The sequence below is a fragment of the Arthrobacter sp. M4 genome, assembly GCF_020251205.1.
Classification (GTDB): domain Bacteria; phylum Actinomycetota; class Actinomycetes; order Actinomycetales; family Micrococcaceae; genus Arthrobacter.
Map to the genome: position 1 here is coordinate 191,370 of NZ_JAIWYX010000006.1, position 21,786 is coordinate 213,155.

The window sequence follows — 21,786 nt, forward strand, 5'->3', positions numbered from 1 at the left end:
CGCCGAGGCGTCGGCTGACGCGCTACAGCCCCAGCGCTTCGCGGACGTCGGCCAGGACAAGGTCCAGCGCCGAGCGGGCTGCCAGCCGTGCTTCAGGGAGTTCCGCCGCGGAATCCACCGGTTCGATGACTTCTACGTAACACTTCAGCTTGGGCTCCGTGCCGCTGGGCCTGACGATGACGCGTGACTGGTTCCTGGTGAGGTATAGAAGGCCATCCGTGGGAGGTAGGGACTCGCTGCCTTCAGCCAGGTCCGTCACGGTATCCACCGGCGATCCGCCAAATGACTCCGGAGGGTTGACCCGCAGCCTGTTCATCATGGCCTGCAAGAGCCCGAGGTCGGCAACGCGGATACTTAGCTGGTCGCTTGCGTGCAGGCCATGCACCAGGTACAGCTCGTCGAGCGTGTCGAAGATCGTTTTCCCGGCAGCCTTGGCAGCCGCAGCGAGTTCAGCAATGAGGACGGCCGCAGCGATGCCGTCCTTATCCCTCACCAGTTCCGGCGCAACGCAGTAACCCAGTGCCTCTTCATAGCCATAAACCAGACCGGGCACGCGGGAAATCCACTTGAATCCAGTGAGCGTTTCCGCGTGGTCGAAGCCCTTGGCGGCTGCGATTTGGGACAGGAGGCGTGAAGAGACAATGGAGTTCGCGAACACCCCCGCAGCTTCTTGGCCGGCTGCGGACCACCGGGCAGCCACGTGGGCGCCCAGCAGGGCACCCACTTCGTCCCCTCGGAGCATCCGCCAGGCACCAGTGTCCGGGTCGATGGCAGCCACTGCCGCCCGATCGGCGTCGGGATCATTGGCCAGGACGAGGTCCGCCCCGGCCATTTCGGCGGCGCCAATAGCGAGGTCCAACGCACCCGGTTCCTCCGGATTGGGGAAGCTTACCGTGGGAAATTCGGGGTCCGGTTCGGCTTGTTCGGCCACCATGGTGACATTTTTGAAACCTGCGGCGTTAAGTACGGATACCGCAGTGGCTCCACCGACCCCGTGCATAGGGGTTAATACGATGCTGATATCGCGGTGCGGGAAGTGTTCTGTATCTGCCAGCGCGGCTACCGCGGCGGCATAATCAGCCTCGACGGACTGCGGCAGCAGCGTCCAGCCGCCATCGGACATGGGGATCGGCTCCACGGAACCAGACACTGCTTCGATTTTCGCCGCTATCGCCCCGTCGATCGGTGGCACGATTTGGGCGCCCCGTCCTGAGTCGCCGACGGCACGGCCGCCGAGGTAGACCTTATAGCCGTTGTCCTGCGGAGGGTTGTGGCTCGCAGTGACCATTACGCCGCCGTCGCAGTCCAAGGCGTTGACCGCGTAGGCGAGCAACGGCGTCGGCAATGCCGACGGCATCAAGTACGTCTCAATTCCCGCCGCCGTAAAGATTGCGGCCGATTCCCGGGCGAAAACCTCGGAGTTATGCCGGGCGTCATAGCCGACGACGGCGCGTGGCCGGCTTCCGGGAGCCGCAGCGGCTACCGCTTCCAGCAAGTAGTTGGCGACTCCGGCCGCCGCACGACGGACGACAACGCGGTTCATCCGGTTCGGGCCGGGTCCGAGGGCTGCCCGAAGGCCCGCGGTTCCGAACTTTAGGGTGCCGCCAAAGCTGTCTTCGAGTTGCTGCCGGGCGGCAGGTACGCCGCTCGACGCGAGTTCGATGAGTTCGGTCAACGCCGTTGAGGTGGCGGGGTCCGGGTCCCGGGCAGCCCAATCGCGGGCATCGTTGATGAGCTGCTGGAAATCGGCATCCGTTGACGTCATGGACTCAAAAATAACAAGTCGCAGACTCAAAACTAGTAAGGGAGGCGCCGCAGATAGCGGCGCCTCCCAGCGTGGACGGGAAACAGGGGGTACGCTGCCCGCCCGGTTGTAGGCTGTCCGGATGCCGCGGGGTGCGCGGCATCCGGCGCTTAGTTGGCCGGGGTTACCGGCCTACTTGTAGAGGCCCTCGCCACCGACGCGGACGTTGGTGGGCAAGTAACCGAACGGGCCAAGGCCGTTCTGGCCGAAGCTGCGGTCAACCTGCGTCACGCCACCCTTGAAGTTGATCTTCACGGTGGGGGACAGGGAGCCGCCGCGGACGCCCTCGACGTTGTCGATGAAGGACTGAACCAGGCCGTTCGGCTGGACGTAGTGCGAGTAGGCCTGGAACTGGCGGCCGTTCTGCTTGGCGGAGGGGCTCTCCGGAGCATTGGCCGGCAGGTTCAGGTCGGTCGGGGAGCCGAGGGCAAGGCCGCTGTTGTTCACCGGCTGGAAGTCTGAGCGAATTCCGTCGCCGACGAAGCCGTAGACGCCGTCCGGACCGCGCATGCCGTCCGAGTACGTGAACTGGTGGCTGATGGTGTACAGGTAGTACTTGTTCTTGCCGTCTTCGTTCTGGATGAAGATCTGCGGACGTTCGGTCTGGTCGTTGACGCAGTTGGCGGACAGGATCGGCGGCAGGAAGTGCCACTGGGTCAGGTCCTTGTTGTCTGCTACAGCCAGGCCGACGTTGGCGGTCTGGAACCAGGAACCCGTGGTGTTGTTGACCTGGTCCACAGTTTCGGCGTGCGGGTCGCCCGGACGGTAGCCGAGGTCCTCCTGCTTGCACTTGTAGTCACCGCGGTTTCCGCCGGTGTTGCCCTCGAAGACCATGAAGGTCTTGCCGGGGTGGGCCGGGTCCTCGAACGTGTACGGGTCGCGGAAAGCGAAGCCCGGGTTCTGTGCCTTGGTCTGGTACATCTGTCCGTCCGGCTCCAGCAGCTTGGTGTGCTGGAAACCGTCGAAGGTCACGCCGCTCTTGTCAGCGTGGATGTTACCAAGGGCCTTGGCGATGACGGCGTCGGGGGCGATGCCGCCGCCACCGGCGTTGCGCTCTGCACGGTCGTAGAACGTGGTGGCCGTGTAGAACACGTTGACCTGGTCGCCTTGCATGAGGCGCGTGGATCCGGACCATTCAGTGTTGCCGATGGAGGTGTTGTCCAGGAACAGGTGTCCACCATAGTTCCACTTGTCCTTGGCCGGGTCGGCGTTGGTCTTGCGGAAGAAGTAGCCGATGCGGGCGTTCCAGTGGCGCTGGTCGAAACCGTAGCCTGCGTGGCGGTCTGCGACCAGGGAGAAGATGACGTCCCAGCCCTTGTAGCTGATCTGGTTCGCGTGCTCATCCGTCAGGGACCAGGTGTCCCAAACCCAGACGTCGTCATTCATGGCGGGGAAGTCCTTGGGGATTTCCGGCATGGTGACGTTCGGGCTCATGGAGTTCTGGCCGGGCTGAACATTGGCGTTGCTCTGGGCCATGATCTGCTTGGCGTCAGCGCGGGTCCACTTCGAGGTGAAGTTGGCCTCGGGGTCGTGGGCCTGCTGGGTGTGGACCGACGGCAGCGGGAACCCGGGGGTGGGTGCCGGCATACCGCTCGACGGCGGGTCGGCGGGAAGGTTTGCCTGCGCTGCCGGGGATGCCAGTAGCGTTGCGGCGGCCACGCCGGCGGCCGCTGCCAGGGACGCAGCCTGCCGCAGACGGCGACGGGGCCGTGCTGGGGTTGAGTGAGTTTTCATGCCTGCTCTTCTCGCGGAGTGTTTTTTCGTGGAAGACGGGCTCAATGGCCCGGACCGTCACTCCGGCGTCCCCGTTCGACGCTTGCGGCGCCTCCAGAGACGCCGTTGTATCAGGTGTTGGACGAGCCCTTTGTGGGGGCCGCGTCAGTGGCTTTGGCACGTCGACTTGCCGTAGCGGTTTCCACGGTAGGTGGGCTCTTGTGGGCAGCGCAAAGCGTGTTTCAAGGCCAAAAAATGAGATGTCAGACAAATGTGTGCAAGCGTTTACATCATTGATTGCGCGCGCGTGCCATAGGGGGCGCGGAGAGTCAAATGTTTAGCTTAGTGGGGAGAATCACTGGAGAATTCACATTGCGTTAACACTGTGTCAAGCCCGGACCTTCTTGACTTGACAGCAGGCTGATCTTCGGCGTGGGAGCGGCGCTTTGACTGGATGTGACAAAGCCACGTGACAAAGTTGAAGTTTCAACGGCGGTGCGGGAAAGCCGCGCGGGCTGACGCGAAATGTGAGCCGGATGGGCTCCTGGAAGCCGAATGTGACGCGAAGCGTTTAGAGGCGCGCGATGATGTCCGCTAGGAGGCGGGAGATGCGCGCCCCGGCGGCCAGCCCTGCCTCGATCACTTCCTGGTGGCTCAGCGGGGTGGGGCTGATGCCTGCCGCCAGATTCGTAACCAGCGAGATTCCGAACACTTCAAGACCGGCATGGCGCGCGGCAATGGCCTCCAGCGCGGTCGACATGCCCACCAGGTCGGCGCCGATCCGTTTGGCGTACTGCACCTCCGCCGGCGTTTCGTAGTGCGGGCCGTGGAACTGGACATAAACGCCCTCGTCCAGGCTAGGGTCCACTTCCTTAGCCAGGGAACGGATGCGCGGCGAGTAGAGGTCTGTGAGGTCCACGAACGTGGCGCCCTCCAGCGGCGACGTTCCCGTGAGGTTGATGTGGTCGCTGATGAGCACAGGCGTACCCGGCTGCCACTGTTCGTTAAGGCCGCCACAGCCGTTGGTGATGACGAGCGTCCTGCAGCCCGCCGCGGCAGCTGTCCGGACTCCGTGGACCACCGCCCGGACTCCCTTGCCCTCGTAGTAGTGTGTGCGGGCGCCGAGGACCAGGGCCCGTTTTCCATCCTTGGTAAGCACCGAGCGGATGGTTCCCACATGACCTTCCACTGCGGGAGCGGAGAATCCAGGAACCTCTGAAGCGGTCAACGTTGCGGTCGTCTCGCCAATCAGATCCGCAGCGCCGCCCCAGCCGGAACCAAGGATCAGGGCTACGTCATGTGTTTCGACGCCGGTCTCGCTGGCGATGTAGTCGGCCGCGGTACTGGCCGCTTCGAAGGGGTCGGAGTTCAGCAGCTCTGTGTTACTCACTGGTACAAAGTACATGGGGCCCGGAAGGTTTGGGTAGCAGTGAGGTCACGCTGAGTGGCAGGCAAACCTGCGATGGGCAAGAATTGACTTTTGTGACTACGCAACTTGACTTCAGCTCACCCCGCATCGCGATCCTGGGTGGAGGTCCCGGCGGGTATGAAGCCGCCATGGTGGCCGCCTCACTCGGCGCCAAGGTCACCATCATCGAGCGTGCCGGGCTTGGCGGTTCAGCGGTCCTTACGGACGTTGTTCCGTCCAAAACGCTGATCGCGACGGCGGACCTCATGACCCGTGTGGGGGCGGCAGGGGAGCTGGGCGTCAAGTTCGACCACGTCAACGGCGGTGCTTTCACCCCCGTGATGCAGGCCGACCTTAAGCACATCAACCGACGCCTCCTGAGCCTTGCGCGCGAGCAGTCCTCGGATATCAAGGCAGGGCTGGAACACCTCGGCGTTGAAATCATCATGGGCTCAGGCAAGCTGGTGGACGGAAACACCATTGAGGTTCTCACGTCCGAAGGCGTCCGCCGAGTCGAGGCAGACGCGATTCTGCTGGCGGTTGGCGCACACCCCCGTGAACTCCCCACCGCCCGCCCTGATGGCGAACGGATCCTGAACTGGGCACAGATCTACAACCTCGAGGAACTGCCCGAGGAACTTATCGTGATTGGTTCGGGAGTAACCGGCGCCGAGTTCGCGTCGGCCTACAACGGACTGGGATCGAAGGTCACGCTCATTTCCAGCCGCGACCAGGTGCTGCCAGGATCAGACACTGACGCCGCGGCTTCCCTGGAAGTGGTCTTCAAGCGGCGCGGTGTGAACGTCCTGTCCCGCTCCCGTGCCGAGGCCGTGGACCGCACGGAGAACGGTGTTGTGGTCACGCTCAGCGACGGTTCCAAGGTCACCGGCAGCCACTGCCTGGTGTGCGTCGGCTCCATCCCGAACACGGCCGGGATCGGCCTTGAGGAGGCGGGCGTGGCCCTCACCGAGTCGGGGCACATCAAGGTGGACGGCGTCTCCCGGACTACCTCGTCCAACATCTACGCGGCCGGTGACTGCACAGGCGTCCTGGCGCTCGCTTCCGTCGCAGCTATGCAGGGACGGATCGCCATCGCCCATTTCCTCGGAGACAGCGTCAAACCACTCAAGCTGACCCATGTAGCCTCCAACATCTTTACGTCGCCTGAGATCGCCTCTGTGGGCGTCTCAGAGGCAGACGTGGAGTCCGGCAAGTACCAGGGCGACGTGGTGAAGCTGTCACTCAAGAGCAACGCCCGCGCCAAGATGCGCTACACAACCGACGGTTTCGTCAAGATCATCGCCCGCAAGGGTTCCGGAACAGTCATCGGTGGCGTCGTCATGGGCTCCAACGCTTCGGAACTGATCTTCCCGATTGCCGTTGCTGTGACGCAAAAACTCCACGTTGACGACGTCGCCAGCACGTTCACGGTCTACCCATCGCTGACCGGATCTATTTCCGAGGCTGCCCGCAGGCTGCACGTCCACCTGTAAGGGAGTGCAACTCCTAGCCGCCGGACTGCTCAGGCAGGGGCGGCCTGGAAGTGTTTTTCGATGATCGCCTTGATGTCGTTGTGGCATCCTCCGCAGCCTGTGCCGGCCCGCGTGGCCTTGGACACTTCGCCCACTGTGGCGCAGCCATCAAGAACGGCGTCTTCGATGCTTGCGCCGGACACTCCCGCGCAGCGGCAGACGGTTCGGTCGGGGTCGTTGGCTGCTCCGCCCGCACCGTCCAACTGATCGGGTCCGTCAAGGCGCAGCAGGAGCGAACGGTCGGCCGGGAGCTCCGATCCGCGTTCGAACAGGAGCACGAGTTCCGCCGAAGTGCGCGGCATGCCTACCGAGACCAGGCCTTCGAGGACACCGCCACGCGTAGTCATCTTCACGTAGCGGCCGTGTTCGGGATCAGCCCATTGGGACACTTGCCGGCGTGGGCGGCCGTTGGCGGCCCCAGCCTCGAGGAGTTCATCGTCCCAGGGCTCGGCCGAGTTGTCCCCGGCGACGGCAAGGTCGATCCCGCGCGCCTTGAGTACAACTACGCCGGGCTTCTCCTTGGCGAGCGGAGCGAGCGTGTCTGCTGCCTCCTGGCCGCCTTCCGCCAGCAGGGTCAGGTATTCGGCCAGCCATTCTGCCTGTCGCCATCCGGGACCCACCAGGCCGGACGGACCCACGGCGTTGCGGCAGTCCAGGCAGTCCGAATCGGCACAGCGGACTTCCGCACAGTCGCCAATCGCGAACATGTGCGGCTCGTGGTAGGTCCGGAGGCAGTGATCCACCAGGATTCCTGTAGCCGTGGGAAGGCCGCAGCCTTCTGCCAGTTCGATGCGTGGACGCACGCCACACGACAAAACCAGCAGGTCGCCGTCGATGGCTGAGCCGTCGTCGAGCAGTAGGGCGGAGAAGCTGCCGCCGGGGCCAGCGGTCTCAATCGCTGTAGAGCGGGCGTTGCCCGCCATGCTGACGCCGCCGGCACGCAGGCTTGCCGCCAGGACGGATCCGCCGCCACGGTCAATGTTTCGGCCCAGGGGGAACGGGCCGTTGTGGACCACGGTGGTGCGGGCGCCTTCTTCGGCGGCTGCGAGGGCGGTCTCGAGGCCCAGAACGCCGCCGCCCAGCACCACAACCTTCTTCTTGCCGCGTACAGCCTCCCGCAGGACAGCCGCGTCGCGGAGGTCGCGCAAGGCCGTGACGCCGGCTGGCAGCACAGGACGGGACGGGTCGGGGTTCAAGCCGCGGAGGTTGGGGATGACCGGCCGGGAACCCGTCGCGAAGACAAGGCGGTCATAGCCCGGTGTGGTGCCGTCGGACAGTACCACCTGCTGCCGCGCACGGTCGATGCGCCGGACCTTCACGCCGAGCCGAACGTCGACGCCTTGGGCGGTGAGTTCAGCGGCGTCCGCCATGGCGAGGGCTTCCGCCGTCGTTCTCCCAACGCCGAGCTCCGCCACCATGACGCGGTTGTAGGCGGCCTCAGCCTCCTGGCCGATAACCAGGAGCTGGGCCAGTCCGCCCCGGACGGCGGGCAGCAGTTCCTCGACGAGCCGTGCGGCTACGGGGCCGAATCCGACAACAACAATCCGCTCGCTCATGAAGCCTCCTTAGCGCTGACCCATACCCGGCTGGTCTTGAATTCCGGCATACCGGAAGTGGGATCTGTTGCCGCCTCAGTGAGGCGGTTGGCGTTTTCGAGCCCCGGGAAATGGAAGGGCAGGAAAACGGTGTCCGGCCGCACGGCGTTGCTGACCTCGGTTCGGCAGACCACGGTGCCGCGCTCGTTGGTGACTTCGACGAAGTCGCCGGCGGAGATGCCGCGGGCAGCCGCCGCTGCCGGGTGGATCTGCAGCGTCGCTTCGGGCTGGGACGTGGCCAGTTCTGCGACTCGACGCGTCTGCGAACCGGACTGGTAGTGCTCCAGGAGGCGGCCGGTGGCCAGTGCCAGCGAACCGTCCGGGAACGTGCGCCGCGCACGCTTCGACGGCGTTACCGGCACCAGAAGCGCCTTGCCATCCGCATGGGCAAAGCCATCACGGAAAAGGCGCGGGGTTCCGGTGCTCCCGGCCGGGAACGGCCAGTAAGCGGCCTCTCCGCGGTCCAGCATGGCGTAGTCGATGCCGGAGTAGTCGGCCAGGCCCCCCGCCGACGCCAGGCGCAATTCCTCGAATACGGTCTCCGGGTCGTCGCTGAACGTGGAGGGAGCGTCCAGGGCTTCGGCGAGGCGGCTCATGAGCCACAGTTCGGTGCGGACGCCCGGCGGGGGAGTGAGTGCCCGGCGGCGCCGGATGACCCGGCCCTCAAGGTTGGTCAGCGTGCCTTCCTCTTCCGCCCATTGCGTGACGGGCAGGACGAGGTCCGCTTCCATCGCGGTTTCTGACATGAAGAAGTCGCACACCACCAGGAAGTCGAGGCTGCGAAGGCCCTCGGTCACGGCGATCGTATCCGGGGCGGAGACCACAATGTTGGCGCCGTGCACAAAAAGGCACTTGACGCCGTCGGGCTTTCCAAGCGACTTCAGCAGCTGGACGGCAGGCAGGCCGGCACCGGGGATGACGGACTCGTCCACGCCCCAAACTGAGGCAATGTGTGCGCGGGCCGCCGGATCGGTGATCTTGCGGTAGCCCGGCAGCTGGTCCGACTTCTGGCCGTGTTCGCGGCCGCCCTGGCCGTTGCCCTGGCCGGTGAGCGTGCCGTAGCCGCTGCGGGCGCTACCGGGCAGGCCGAGGAGCAGGCTCAAGTTGATGGCAGCCGTCGCGGTGTCCGTTCCGTCCACGTGCTGTTCGACGCCGCGGCCGCTCAAGATGTAGCTGCCGCCGGACTTGGCTCCCGCGGCGAGCCGGTGTGCTGTCTCGCGGATCAGGCTGGCCGGAACACCCGTGATTTGCTGCACGCGCTCGGGCCAGAACGCAGCCAGGCTGCGGACGAGTGCGGCGTAGCCGGTGGTGCGCGACTGGACGTATTCGACGTCCACCAAACCCTCGTGCACTACGGCGTGGGAGATGCCCAGGATGAGCGCCAAGTCGGTTCCCGGCATCGGCTGGAGATGGAAGCCGCCGCCGTCGCGAGTGAAAGCTGCCGTGGCAGAGCGGCGGGGGTCAACGACGATCAGCCCACCGGCGTCGCGGGCACCCTGGAGGTGCTGCACGAAGGGCGGCATGGTCTCGGCCACGTTGGAGCCGAGGAGGAGGATGACGGACGCGGAATCCAGGTCCTGCACCGGAAATGGAAGTCCACGGTCAACACCGAAGGCGCGGTTGCCCGCGGCCGCGGCGGAGGACATGCAGAACCGGCCGTTGTAGTCGATGCGCGAGGTGCGGAGGGCGAGGCGGGCAAACTTTCCGAGCTGGTAGGCCTTCTCGTTAGTCAGCCCGCCGCCGCCAAAGACGCCTACGGCGTCAGGTCCGTACTGTGCCTGGGTTTCCTTCACTGCTGCCGTGACCAGCATGAGGGCTTCGTCCCAACCGATTGGCTGGTGGACGCCGTCGGAACCCTTGAGCATCGGCTGGGTGACCCGGCCGGTGTGGTTCAACAACGACGCCGACGTCCAGCCCTTGCGGCACAGCCCGCCCCGGTTGGTGGGGAAGTCCCGTCCGGAGACTTCCAGCACGGGAGCTCCCTGGGCTGGAGTTCCACTGCTGGGGACGGCTGTGGCGGGCAAGGGGTCTGACCCCGGCTGTGCAGCCGGGGTCAGAGTCATGGCGCACTGCAGCGCACAATACGGGCAGTGGGTGTCGGCGCCATTGGGCATATTAGATGTGTCCGATCATGTTGCGCTTCTGGGCCGGGCGGATGTAGCAGGCCCAGGTGACGAGGAGCATCAGGGCGTAGGCTCCGACGAAGCCATAGAAGGCGCCGGTGTAGGAGCCGCTTGCCGCGTTGGAGGCATTCAGTACCTGCGGGATGAGGAAGCCGCCGTAGGCGCCGATCGCGGAGATCAGGCCCAGCGAGGAGGAAGCCAGGCGCTGGGTCTCAGCCGGAGTTGCCCCGGACTTGGCCGCACGGCTGGAGGTTGCGAAGATCACCGGGATCATGCGGTAGGTGGCGCCGTTTCCGAAGCCGCTGGCGACGAAGAGGAGCAGGAACAGTCCGAGGAAGAGCCAGAAGTTCTTCAGCGGGAGGGTCAGGATGACGGCCACCGTGATCACGGCCATCGAGGCGAAGGATGCCACGGTCATCCGGGCGCCGCCCATGCGGTCTGCCATCCGTCCGCCGTAGGGGCGGGCCAGGGAGCCGACCAGCGGGCCGAGGAAGGCCAGCGAGAGGGCGACGGCACCCACGGTGAAGGAGGAGAAGGACGGGAAGTAGTCCTTGATGAGCTTGGGGAAGACGCCCGCGAAGCCGATGAACGAACCGAAGGTGCCGATGTAGAGGAAGGCCATGACCCACAGGTGCGGCTCCTTGAGCGCTGCGATCGAGCCAGCCACGTCACCCTTGGCGCTGGTGAGGTTGTTCATGTATTTCCAGGCGCCGAAGGCTGCGATGAGGATCAGCGGAATCCAGACAAGGCCGGCCATGGGCAGGTTGACGGTTCCAGCCGCCAGGAGGGTGACCGCGATCGGGACGACGAGCTGCGCCACCGCCGCACCGAGGTTGCCGCCTGCCGCGTTGAGGCCAAGGGCCCAGCCCTTTTCGCGGGCGGGGTAGAAGAAGGTGATGTTGGCCATGGAGCTGGCGAAGTTACCGCCACCGAAGCCCGCCAGTGCAGCTACCAGCAGCATTGCTTCGAACGGAGTGGCCGGGTTGGAAACGCAGATCGCCAGGCCGGCGGAGGGGATCAGGAGCAGCAGCGCCGAGACAATGGTCCAGTTCCGGCCACCGAACCTCGAGACCATGAAGGTGTAGGGGATCCGGAGCGTCGCGCCGACCAGGCTCGGCATGGAGATCAGCCAGAAGATCTGGTTGGTGTCGAACTTGAAGCCGGCTGCAGGGAGCTGGACGACAACGATGGACCACAACTGCCAGACGACGAAGCCGAGGAACTCGGCGAAGATGGACCAGTACAGGTTTCGCTTGGCGATGGAGCGGCCTTCGTTTTCCCACTGGCCCTTGTCCTCTGCATCCCAATTGGCGATCCAACGGCCAGGACGGTGCTCAAGAACGGGGGTAGTAGCGGTGGCAGATACCTGGGGTGCATCCAGGATTTCTGCTGATCGGTCAACAGTCACGGTGTGCCTCCTTGCTGGGGACTTTGCACTTTCCAAGTTAGGTACGGCGCGTTTCGCGCTCTGTCGCCGTTTGTTAACGTGCTGTGACATTTGCCTATCGACGGCCTCACGGAGGAGTGAGAGCTTTGTGATGTTTCCGAAAATGAGAGGGCTCAACGCAGTGCGCAAAACAGTCCACATGGCGGACCGAATGTCCGGTCAGTGGACCGGGATCTTATTATTGATACCTCTATATCCCTTAGCCGGGCAGGCCCGATGATGCGTCCGTCTGGTGCGACTGAAAGCAATGCACACTAATGTCCTCAATCGCCACCGCCTCGGGGCAGGAGTCGACGCAGCCGGTTAACTCGCGTGGCCGCGTGATAGTCGCCAGCCTCATCGGTACCTCAATCGAGTTCTACGATTTCTACGTCTACGCCACGGCCGCTGTGCTCGTGTTCCCCAAGCTGTTCTTCCCCACGGCCAACGAAACAACACAGCTGCTGAGCTCCTTTGCGGTCTTCGGTGTCGCGTTCGTTGCCCGGCCCCTCGGCTCGATCATCTTTGGCCACTTCGGCGACCGGTTCGGCCGTAAGGGGACCCTTGTGGCTTCCCTACTGACCATGGGTATCGCAACATTCCTCATTGGCTGCCTGCCCACGGCCGAAATTCCGGGCTGGACGGTTCTTGCCCCGGCGCTGCTGGTTGTCATGCGGTTCGCCCAGGGCCTTGCGCTCGGCGGCGAATGGAGCGGTGCCGCACTCCTGGCCACGGAAAATGCTCCGTCAGACAAGCGCGCCATCTACGGCACCTTCCCGCAGCTCGGCGCGCCGATTGGCTTCATCCTGGCCAATGTGATCTTCCTGGTCTTCAGCTACACGCTCACACCGGCAGCCTTCGCCGCCTGGGGCTGGCGGGTTCCATTCCTGCTGAGCGCCGTGATGGTCATCATCGGTCTCTACGTCCGGCTCAAGCTCATCGAGACGCCCGCGTTCACCAAGGTCATCGAATCCAACGAGGTGGCCAAGCTGCCCATCGGCCGCGTCTTCAAGACCAGCTGGCGCCCGCTGATCCTCGGTACCTTCATCATGTTGGCCACCTACGTGCTGTTCTACCTGATGACTACCTTCACCCTGACCTACGGCACCAAGCCCACACTGGCCGGTGCCCAGGCCGCGGCGGAGAAGGCCGGCAAGCCTATGACCGAAGCGGCGGCAGCCGCCTTTGTTCCAGGCCTCGGCTACACCCGCAACGATTTCCTCTGGATGCTCATTGCCGGCGTCGTATTCTTCGGCATTTTCACGCTGGTGGCCGGTCCGCTCGCCGAGAAGTTCGGTCGCCGCAAGATGCTCCTGGGGGTCACGGCCGGAATCCTGGTGTTCGGCCTCCTCTGGGTGCCGCTGTTCAGCGGCGGCTTTGCTGGAGCCATGGCGCTTCTGGTCATCGGTTTCACCCTGATGGGCCTGACCTTCGGTCCCATGGGTGCGCTCCTGCCGGAGCTATTCCCCACGAACGTCCGTTACACAGGCTCCGCGGTTAGCTACAACCTGTCCAGCATCCTCGGTGCCGCCGTTGCTCCGTTCATCGCCGTGTGGCTTTGGGAACTAGGTAAGGGAAACACATTCCTTGTGGGCATCTACCTCAGCTCCATGGCCGTGCTCACCCTGATTGCGCTGTTCCTGACCAAGGAAACCAAGGACACGGATTACGAGAACAACGTGGCCTAGAGCCTGCTTGGCGCCCAGCTAGGCGCCATGAAGAAGGCCGGCCCCGCGCACCGTTGAGTGTGCGGGACCGGCTTTTTCATATGGCTTCTTAGTCAATCCGACGTGTCATCAAGTATGCGGCCCATCCGCGCGGCCAGCCACGGAGCCCGGACTGGCCCGCAATGCGTTGGATGTCGAAGTGGTCCGCGAACGTGGACTCCACATAGCCCGGCGGAAGAGTGATATTGCCAAACGGGAGCACCCCGGTGACGGCTCTCTCCCAGGGCCGCAGCTGCCACTCAAACGCCCAGAGCAGGAACTTCGCACCGGGTTCAGCCAAGGGGACAACATTGCGGATATACGCGGCCCTATGGGGCTCAGAGAGGTCGTCGAAGGTTCCATAATCGACCAACAGCCCAAACTGGCCGGCCACGTGCTGCAGCCCCGTAAGGTCGTCCACAAAAAATTCGACGGCGACACCCGCCTGCGCCGCTTTCGCTTTCGCCTTGCTGATGGCGGCAGGCGCAAAATCCACTGCCGTGACGTCGAAGCCGTGCCTCGCCAGGAAAATCGCGTTGTCGCCTTCGCCGCACCCGAGGTCGATGGCCCGGCACGGCTTGAGGGTTCCCTCGGAGACAAGCTCCACAAGGCTGGTGCGTGCAGGACCCACCCACGGCGGAGTGCCGTACCTGTACCACAGGTTGTACATCGCCTTCATGGCAGGCCCCCGGGCTAACGCTTCATGATGAGCGTAGCCGGGGGCCGGAAAACCGCAAGGGGTTAGCTGACGTCCTCGATGGTGGCGATGATGGCGCCCGCGGCCACGGTCTCGCCAGGCTGCGCTGTGAGGCCGTGGATTACGCCTGAACGATGCGCGGTGAGCGGCTGCTCCATCTTCATGGCTTCCAGCACCACCACCAGGTCACCCTCGGCGACCGTGTCGCCGTCGGACACTGCCACCTTCACCAGCGTTCCCTGCATGGGGGAGGTGAGCGCGTTGCCGCCGGCGGCGGTTGCCGCGGCACCCGCTGAACGGGAGCGCTTCTTGGCCTTGGCGGGCTTGGCGACGCCGGCGCCGGCGGGAGCGAGGCTGCCAAGCGTGGCTGGGAGAACCACCTCCAGCCGCTTGCCGCCGACCTCGACGACGACGCGTTGCCGCTCGACGGCGTCGGGGGCTTCAGCGCCGGTGCCATCCGGCACCCAGGCGGGCAGGTCATTGACGAAGCTGGTCTCGATCCAGCGGGTGTGTACGCTGAACGGTCCCTCTGCCGGGGCGAAGGCAGGATCCTCGACGACCGCGGCGTGGAAGGGGACTACGGTGGGCATGCCGGTGATGCGAAGCTCCGAGAGGGCGCGACGGGAGCGTTCCAGGGCCTGCTTGCGGCTGGACCCGGTCACCACAAGCTTGGCCAGCATGGAGTCGAAGTTGCCGCTGATGACCTCGCCGGCCTCGATTCCTGAGTCGACACGAACGCCGGGACCCGTGGGTAGTTTGATGGACTCCACCGTTCCGGGAGCGGGCATGAAGTTGCGTCCGGGGTCCTCGCCATTGATGCGGAACTCGAACGAGTGGCCGCGAACCTCGGGGTCGTCGTAGCCGAGCGCCTCGCCACGAGCCAGTCGGAACTGTTCGCGGACCAGGTCGATTCCGGTGACCTCTTCGGAAACACAGTGTTCAACCTGCAGGCGGGTGTTGACCTCCAGGAAGGAAATCGTGCCGTCCTGGCCGACCAGGAACTCGCAGGTTCCGGCGCCAAGGTAACCGGCTTCCTTAAGGATGGCTTTGGAAGATTCGTAGAGCCGCTTGTTCTGTTCGTCGCTGAGGAACGGGGCGGGTGCCTCTTCGACGAGCTTCTGGTTGCGGCGCTGCAGGGAGCAGTCACGGGTGGAGACGACAACCACGTTGCCGTAGGAGTCGGCGAGGCACTGGGTTTCCACGTGGCGGGGTGCGTCCAGGAAGCGTTCGATGAAGCACTCGCCGCGGCCGAAAGCCGCGGTGGCTTCGCGGACGGCTGATTCGTAGAGCTCAGGGATCTCTTCGCGCGTGCGAGCCACCTTGATGCCGCGTCCACCGCCGCCGTAGGCAGCCTTGATGGCGACCGGGAGACCGAACTCGTCGGCGAACTTCAGGACCTCGTTAGCAGATTCAACCGGGTCAGCTGTACCGGGCACCAGCGGGGCGCCTACCTTTTCGGCGATGTGGCGAGCCTGGACCTTGTCGCCCAGGGCTGCGATCGCCTCCGGCGACGGACCGATCCAAGTGATTCCTGCGGCGATGACGCGTTCCGCGAATTCGGCGTTCTCGGCGAGGAAGCCGTAGCCGGGGTGGATGGCGTCGGCGCCGGACTGGCGGGCAACTTCGAGCAGTTTGTCGATGACCAGATAGGTCTCAGCAGCCGTGTTGCCGCCGAGTGCGTAAGCCTCGTCGGCCAGGCGCACGTGCAGGGCGTCCCTGTCCGGGTCGGCATAGACCGCCACGGAAGCGATGCCCTCGTCCCGGGCCGCGCGGATGACGCGGACTGCAATCTCCCCGCGGTTGGCAATCAGTACCTTGGTGAGCGGGCGCGTGGACACAACCGGATTAGCTGACAAGATGACTCCTTCTTTCCATCAGGGAGCCTAGCCTGATTGTGAGGGTTCCGCCCATATTGCTGGCGGATTCCGCGTGTGATCCGCCGTGGCTTTGTAGGGATGCTACAAAGTCCACAGTTCCGTGATGCTTACGTTCGCGTGACCCAGCAAGTCCCGGAGCGTTGAGATGGAGAGTCCGACGACGGCGTGGGGGTCACCGTCGACCTTGCGGATGAAAGCGCCGCCAAGGCCATCGATGGTGAACGACCCCGCACAGTGGAGAGGTTCACCGGTGGCGATATAGGCTTCGATGTCCTCCGCGGACATCTCCATGAAGTGGACCTCGGCAGAGGAAACCGCGCCCACAGTTGCGCCCGTGCCTTCAGCATCTTCTTCGTCTATCGCCGTGGTCCGGCAGTCCACCAGCCAGTGCCCGGTGTGCAGGACACCGCTCGAACCGCTCATCCGGAGCATGCGTTCACGCGCGACGTTTGCCGTGTAGGGCTTGCCGTGGGCTTCGCCATCGAATTCGAAGACTGAGTCGCAGCCGATGACCAGCGCCCCTTCCGCCTCCTCGAGCGAGGCCACGGCTTCGGCCTTGGCGCGGGCCAGCAGCAAGGCGGTGTCGTGGGGGCTCGTGACGCCGTAATGGGCCTGGACTGCGTCCTCGTCGACGTCGGACACCAAGACTTCGTGGCTAATGCCGGCCTCACGAAGGAGCTTGGTGCGGGCAGGGGACTTGGAGGCGAGAATCAATCGGGTCACAGGACCAGCGTAGTGGAGCGCAGCAATCATAGGCGGTGGCTTAGGCGTGACCTCAAAGCTGCGCTCTAGGCTTTGGATGCTCACGCGTTTGTACAGCCGGCTTCCCCCATTCGACGCACGCGGGAGGCTACCGCGCGGGGAGCGCCTCCGGTGGGGGGCTAAAAATGTCGGACCCTCCTCGTAGGGTGAAGGTACTTCGGGAAGGGGGGTGGTTTGGATGGTTGTTGGGGCGTTCGTTGACGGCGATGATGCCTGTGTTCCGGCCGAGTTGTTCACCGGCCAGGAGGACTCCCTGCTCTCCGGCAGCGTTCGGCTGCCTTTGGCGTCCTGCCTCACCGCGGACGGCGCCCTGCACGTGGCCGTGGCCGCGGACCGGCTGATCGCCTGGGCCACCGCGATGAAACTGCGCGCCCTGGCCCGCGCGGAGGAAGCCATCACCGAAGAACTGAACACCGAGGAATTATCCCGGCGGCGCGGATCCCAGCCGGTACGGTTCGGCGGGAACGAGGCCCACGCCCTGGCCGTGTCGGAGGTCGCCACCGCCTGCGCCGTGTCCGAGCACGCCGCCGCGCGGGCCCTGCACGACGCAGCGGACCTGGACGGTCCGCGGTGGGAGGTCCTCGAAGCCCTCGAAGACGGTGAAATCTCCCCCGAGCATGCCCGGGTGATCCTGGACCAGGCCCGCACCGTCCCGGACGACCACGCCGAGATCTTCACCCGCAGGGCCCTGCACGCCACCCGCACCCGGCACGGCCGGATGCGCACCCCCGCGGAACTGCGGACCGTGCTGCGCCGGATGCGGGAGCGCCTGCACCCCGAAACCATCCAGGCCCGCACCACCGCCGCCCGGCGGGAACGAAGCGTCTGGTTCACCCCCGAACCGGACGGCATGTGCACCCTGGGCGCCTACCTGCCCGCCGAAGCCGGCCTGGCCATCTACAACGGCCTGGACCACGACGCCCGCACCGCCAAAGCCCAGGCAGCAGAAACCAGCGCAGCAGGAGCCCTGGCCACCGAGGCCGGCATTACAGAGGGAGACTCGGCGAACACCCAACCCTCCGGCACGCTCGCCGAGCCGCGCACCCTGGCAGAACACCGCACCCTCGCCGAACTCCGCGCCGACGCCCTCATCCAACGCCTGCTCGGGATCCCCGGATTGGGTAATCCCGGCGAGCCCGGAACCGCGCCGTTCCAGCCCACTGTCGTGCTCACCATCCCCATCGGACTCGCCGTAGGCGCCGCATCCGCAGCCGGAACCACCGCAGCGGAAGGAACCGTAGCGGAGGGTACCGCGGTTAGAGGCTCAGCCGCGGAAAGCAGCGCTGTGGAAACCACCACCGCGGCCGGAGGCAGCGCAGCGGGAGGCACCGCGGCCGGAGACGGAAGCCCAGCTGCGGAAAGCACCACCGTAACCGGAGGCACCGCAGCGGCAGGCACCGCAGCGGAAGGCACCGCAGCGGCAGGCACCGCAACGGACCTCAGCTCCGGGGCCGGAGGCACCGCAGCGGAAACCACCCCCGCCACCGGAGACGGAAGCTCAGCCGCGGAAAGCACCACCGCCACCGGAGACGGAAGCTCAGCCGCGGAAAGCACCACCGCGGCCGGAGGCACCGCGGCCGGAGACACCGCAACGGATCTCACCGCCGTGGCTGAACTGGAGGGCTACGGCCCCATCGACGGGCACACTGCCTGCCGACTGGCCGCTCTCGCGCCCAGCTGGCACCGGCTCTTCACCGACCCCGTCACCGGAGAGGCCCTCGGCGTCGGACGCACGGCCTACCGGCCACCACAAGCACTCCGCAGATACCTCAACCACCGCGACAAAACCTGCCGCTTCCCCGGCTGCACCCGACGCGCCAGCACCTGCGAACCAGACCACACCATCGAATGGCAAGACGGCGGGACAACGGACCCCGGCAACCTCGCCCTGCTCTGCCGAAGGCACCACGCGCTCAAATCCATCGGCGCGTGGAGCTACAGACACACCTCCCCAACCGGCCACCTCAACTGGACCTCACCCCTCGGCCGCAAACACACCACAGAACCAGCCACTCCCGGCACACCAATGCACCCACATGTGCCACTTCTCGAAGACCTCGGGCCCAGAGCACCCGAACCAAGGCCTTCGATCCACGCCTTGGTGCCTGACATACCCCCGTTCTGATGCAACAGTGGTTCCACATTGGCTAGATCCGAGGGAACGGGTCGGTGACCCGCGCACAGCGTCTGGCGCGAAGCTACCTTCCCATCTGGAACGGCGCGAGAGGTTCTCGAATTGTGCGGCGTCTGGCGCCTTGTTCATGGGGTCGCGATCATCCCGTTCAACGATCGACGCAAATTCTTGACGTCGATTCGAAGGGACGGTGGATACACGCTGCGAGCGGTTCCACTTTCCGGACATTCATCAATTGGGGCTGCGCAGTACTTGGGTGTCCGGATAACCAGACGGAGGCTGGTGAAACAAGAAGCCGCGCCTGGCCCGCTCCGTTGGAGCAAGACCTGGCGCGGCCCCTAGCAACCAGTTGTGGGGACGGCGACGCTCGCGGCGCAAATCTGGCGGCCCGTAGTCCGCCCGTTTCTGGGCCGGAGATCCCCTAGCGCAGAACCCGTCCCTAGTGCACCAGTTCCCGTCCCTTGACGCGACCGCTCCGCCGTTCCAGGCTGGCGCCTTCAACATCGACGTCCGGAAGGATGCGGCCCAGCCACTTTGGAAGCCACCAGGCCTTTTCGCCAAGCAAGTACATCACTGCGGGTAGCAACGTCATGCGCACAACAAAAGCATCCAGCAGCACGCCGAAGGCCAGCGCGAAACCGAGGGGCCGGACCATGGTCAGGTGGGAGAAGATGAATCCTGCGAAAACGCTGACCATGATGATCGCAGCAGCCGTGACCACGGCGGCGGCATGCCGGAATCCGGTTCGGACAGCGTGCCGGGCGGTCTCACCGTGCATGTACGACTCGCGCATGCCTGAGGTGATAAAGACTTGGTAGTCCATCGCCAGACCGAACAGCACCCCTATAAGGATGATCGGCAGGAAGCTCAGCACGGCGCCCGGGTTGGCGACGTCGAAAACGGGACCCAGCCAACCCCATTGGTAAACAGCCACCACGCCACCGAAGGCGGCCGCGAGGGAGAGCAGGAATCCGCCAGTAGCCAGCAGCGGCACCAGAATGGACCGGAAGACAAGCAGCAGCAGGATGAGCGAGAGGCCGACGACGATCGCCAAGTAGGGCGGCAGTGCGGACCCGAGCTTGGCCGAGACGTCGATATTGGCTGCCGTTTGGCCGGTCAAACCGATGGTGGCCCCAGTGGATTCGTGGATCGCGGTGCCCTTTGCGCGGAGTTCGGACACCACCTTGACTGTCCCCGCACTCGCCGGACCCTCCTTCGGGATGACCTGGAAGACCGCTGTACTCCGGTCATCGCTCAGGGCGACGGGAACGGCGGCGGTGACACCATCCACGCTGCGCAGCTGATCAGCGATGTCGTACTGCAGTTTGGCGGCGCCGGCCTGGCTCAGTCCCGACGGGAGTTCGCCTACGACGACGATCGGCCCAGTTACGCCTTCGCCGAACTTCGCCCTGGTGGTGTCATAGGCCTTGTAGGCCTGGGACTCGACGGGCTCGGAGCCGCCGTCGGGGAGGGCCAGTCGCAATTGCGAGGCCGGGACGGCCAGCAGGCCCAGCACGGCCGCGCCGGCCAACAGTGCGACCACTGGATGCCGGGTGACAAACCCGCCCCAGCCGTGAGTGCTGCGCTTCTCGTCCAGCTCGCGGTCCGCGGCCTCATGCCCGGGCTCGGCGTTGTGCCGCTCGGCCTTGGCCCACGCCCGCTTGGAGATGATACGGCGGCCAATGAGGGACAGTATCGCCGGGGTCAGGGTCAAGGCAACGACGACGGCGACCGCTACGGTTGCCGCCGCGGCGAGGCCGAGGACGGAGAGGAACGGAAGCCCAGGCACCACCAGGGCGGCCAGCGCAATGATAACGGTGAGGCCCGCGAAAAGAACCGCATTGCCCGACGTCCCGGTGGCCAATGCGACTGATTCCTCGGGATCCATTCCCGCGCGCATCTGCCCACGGTGCCTGTTGACGATGAACAGCGAGTAGTCGATGCCCACGGCAAGGCCAAGCATGAGCGCGAGCATAGGTGAAATCGAGCTCATACTGATCACACCGGTCAGCGCGAAGGTTCCGCCAACGCCCACCGCGACGCCAATGAGGGCCATCAACAGCGGCAGCCCCGCTGCCACCAGCGTGCCGAGCATGATGATCAGGACGAGGGCGGCCACCGCGATACCGATGATCTCCGACGCGCCGAAGAGTTGCGATACGTCTTCCGTGATGTCCTTACTGGCCAGGGCGGTGACCCCAGCGGAGGACGTCGCATGCACGATGTCCTGGACTTGCTGGCGCACGGCGGGGGTCACAGCGTTGATCGACGTCCTGAACTGCACCTGGGCGATGGCGGTGGTGCCGTCGGTGGAAACGAATCGCAGGCCTTCCGACGCGGCTTTCTGGCGCTTGCCGAGTTCCAGCTTCGCGGCACCGGCGGCCGCTTCCTGCATACCGGCGTCGAGCTTTTGCTGGCCGGCGGCCAGTTCCGCCTTGCGTGAGCCGAGCTGCGCTTCGATCTGCGAGGCCGGCACGCCTGCCGCCAGCATCTGTTGCTCGGCGGCCTGAAGCTGGGCTCGGCCAGCCTCCAAGGCCGCCCGGTTCTTATCGATTTCGGCTTGCCCTGAGGCAAGTTGCCGTTCTCCCGCCGCGATGTCGGCAGCTGCCTTATCCAGCTGCGCCTGGGTGTCGAACGGGTTCACGGTTGCCTGGACGTCCGGCAGGGTTTCCAGCTTCTTGAGGGCGGACGCCACCGCGTCCTTGCCTGCCTGGGTGAACTGGCCGGAATCAGACTGGAAGACGACGCTCGCGGAGCCGCCGGACGACTTGGGCAGCTCCTGCTTGAGCTTGTCCGCCATCTGCTGCGTTTCCGTGCCTGGAATCTGGAAGTTGTTGGACATCGTCCCGTGGAAGGCAGCCGCCGAACCGCCGACGGCGACAAGTACCGCCAGCCAAAGCGAAATGACCAGCCAGCGGCGACGGTAGGAGAACTTTCCGAGGCGATAGAGGAAAAGTGCCATGTCAATGCCGTTCGTTAGAGGGCGATAGTGGGACGGATGCGCCTGAG

Annotated in this window: 13 protein-coding genes; 3 read left to right on the plus strand and 10 right to left on the minus strand. The window is 65.2% G+C overall.

The features are described from left to right. Positions 1–22: 22 nt before the first annotated feature. The 3 genes from LD110_RS12540 to LD110_RS12550 form a co-directional block, all read right to left on the minus strand. Positions 23–1,765: a phospho-sugar mutase gene (locus tag LD110_RS12540; protein WP_225499152.1), complete on the minus strand. Its 1,743-nt coding sequence runs from the start codon at positions 1,763–1,765 to the stop codon at positions 23–25. A gap of 171 nt (positions 1,766–1,936) precedes the next feature. Then, positions 1,937–3,538, minus strand: a complete 1,602-nt coding sequence (locus LD110_RS12545) for a glycoside hydrolase family 68 protein (RefSeq protein WP_225499153.1) — start codon at positions 3,536–3,538, stop codon at positions 1,937–1,939. A 550-nt stretch (positions 3,539–4,088) separates the two neighbouring features. Continuing rightward, positions 4,089–4,907: a purine-nucleoside phosphorylase gene (locus tag LD110_RS12550; RefSeq protein WP_225499154.1), complete on the minus strand. Its 819-nt coding sequence runs from the start codon at positions 4,905–4,907 to the stop codon at positions 4,089–4,091. Positions 4,908–4,999: 92 nt separating this feature from the next. On the opposite strand from LD110_RS12550, the gene LD110_RS12555 reads away from it, so the two are divergent. After that, positions 5,000–6,418 (plus strand): NAD(P)H-quinone dehydrogenase, encoded by a 1,419-nt coding sequence (locus LD110_RS12555; RefSeq protein ID WP_225499155.1) that lies wholly within the window; start codon positions 5,000–5,002, stop codon positions 6,416–6,418. A 29-nt stretch (positions 6,419–6,447) separates the two neighbouring features. On the opposite strand, the gene LD110_RS12560 is transcribed toward LD110_RS12555, so the two are convergent. Genes LD110_RS12560 through LD110_RS12570 form a run of 3 tightly spaced genes read right to left on the minus strand, consistent with a single transcriptional unit; the run spans position 6,448 to position 11,583 of the window. Beyond that, a complete protein-coding gene (locus LD110_RS12560; protein ID WP_225499156.1) occupies positions 6,448–8,013 on the minus strand; it encodes an FAD-dependent oxidoreductase in 1,566 nt (521 codons plus the stop codon). Then, the gene (locus LD110_RS12565) at positions 8,010–10,166 is read right to left on the minus strand and encodes a molybdopterin oxidoreductase family protein (RefSeq protein WP_225499157.1); all 2,157 of its coding nucleotides are present in this window, start codon (positions 10,164–10,166) and stop codon (positions 8,010–8,012) included. Before LD110_RS12565 ends, LD110_RS12560 begins: the two co-directional genes overlap by 4 nt. A 1-nt stretch (position 10,167) precedes the next feature. Next, entirely contained in the window at positions 10,168–11,583 is a 1,416-nt protein-coding gene (locus LD110_RS12570; RefSeq protein ID WP_225499158.1) for an MFS transporter, read from the minus strand. A 296-nt stretch (positions 11,584–11,879) separates the two neighbouring features. On the opposite strand from LD110_RS12570, the gene LD110_RS12575 reads away from it, so the two are divergent. Further along, on the plus strand, positions 11,880–13,289 hold the full coding sequence (locus tag LD110_RS12575; protein WP_225499159.1) for an MFS transporter: 1,410 nt from the start codon (positions 11,880–11,882) through the stop codon (positions 13,287–13,289). A gap of 88 nt (positions 13,290–13,377) precedes the next feature. Here LD110_RS12575 and LD110_RS12580 read toward each other — a convergent pair whose 3' ends face one another. The 3 genes from LD110_RS12580 to LD110_RS12590 form a co-directional block, all read right to left on the minus strand. Next, the gene (locus tag LD110_RS12580) at positions 13,378–13,986 is read right to left on the minus strand and encodes a bifunctional 2-polyprenyl-6-hydroxyphenol methylase/3-demethylubiquinol 3-O-methyltransferase UbiG (protein ID WP_225499160.1); all 609 of its coding nucleotides are present in this window, start codon (positions 13,984–13,986) and stop codon (positions 13,378–13,380) included. 62 nt (positions 13,987–14,048) lie between these two features. Then, complete coding sequence (locus LD110_RS12585; RefSeq protein ID WP_225499161.1) at positions 14,049–15,860, minus strand: biotin carboxylase N-terminal domain-containing protein; 1,812 nt, start codon at positions 15,858–15,860, stop codon at positions 14,049–14,051. Positions 15,861–15,962: 102 nt separating this feature from the next. Beyond that, the gene (locus LD110_RS12590) at positions 15,963–16,604 is read right to left on the minus strand and encodes a nucleoside triphosphate pyrophosphatase (protein ID WP_225499162.1); all 642 of its coding nucleotides are present in this window, start codon (positions 16,602–16,604) and stop codon (positions 15,963–15,965) included. A 217-nt stretch (positions 16,605–16,821) separates the two neighbouring features. Between LD110_RS12590 and LD110_RS12595 the strand changes: the two genes are divergently transcribed. After that, positions 16,822–18,768 carry an HNH endonuclease signature motif containing protein gene (locus LD110_RS12595; RefSeq protein WP_225499163.1) on the plus strand — a complete coding sequence of 649 codons (1,947 nt, stop codon included), beginning with the start codon at positions 16,822–16,824 and terminating at the stop codon, positions 18,766–18,768. A 448-nt stretch (positions 18,769–19,216) separates the two neighbouring features. On the opposite strand, the gene LD110_RS12600 is transcribed toward LD110_RS12595, so the two are convergent. Then, positions 19,217–21,739, minus strand: coding sequence for an MMPL family transporter (locus LD110_RS12600; protein ID WP_225499164.1), 2,523 nt, complete (start codon positions 21,737–21,739; stop codon positions 19,217–19,219). Positions 21,740–21,786: the final 47 nt, after the last annotated feature.

What these genes read in the sequence shown, in the direction of transcription:
- LD110_RS12540 (WP_225499152.1), bottom strand. Translation starts at nt 1,765, where the DNA reads ATGACGTCAACGGATGCCGATTTCCAGCAGCTCATCAACGATGCCCGC.
- LD110_RS12580 (WP_225499160.1), bottom strand. Translation starts at nt 13,986, where the DNA reads ATGAAGGCGATGTACAACCTGTGGTACAGGTACGGCACTCCGCCGTGG.
- LD110_RS12575 (WP_225499159.1), top strand. Translation starts at nt 11,880, where the DNA reads ATGTCCTCAATCGCCACCGCCTCGGGGCAGGAGTCGACGCAGCCGGTT.
- LD110_RS12565 (WP_225499157.1), bottom strand. Translation starts at nt 10,166, where the DNA reads ATGCCCAATGGCGCCGACACCCACTGCCCGTATTGTGCGCTGCAGTGC.
- LD110_RS12545 (WP_225499153.1), bottom strand. Translation starts at nt 3,538, where the DNA reads ATGAAAACTCACTCAACCCCAGCACGGCCCCGTCGCCGTCTGCGGCAG.
- LD110_RS12595 (WP_225499163.1), top strand. Translation starts at nt 16,822, where the DNA reads ATGGTTGTTGGGGCGTTCGTTGACGGCGATGATGCCTGTGTTCCGGCC.
- LD110_RS12600 (WP_225499164.1), bottom strand. Translation starts at nt 21,739, where the DNA reads ATGGCACTTTTCCTCTATCGCCTCGGAAAGTTCTCCTACCGTCGCCGC.
- LD110_RS12560 (WP_225499156.1), bottom strand. Translation starts at nt 8,013, where the DNA reads ATGAGCGAGCGGATTGTTGTTGTCGGATTCGGCCCCGTAGCCGCACGG.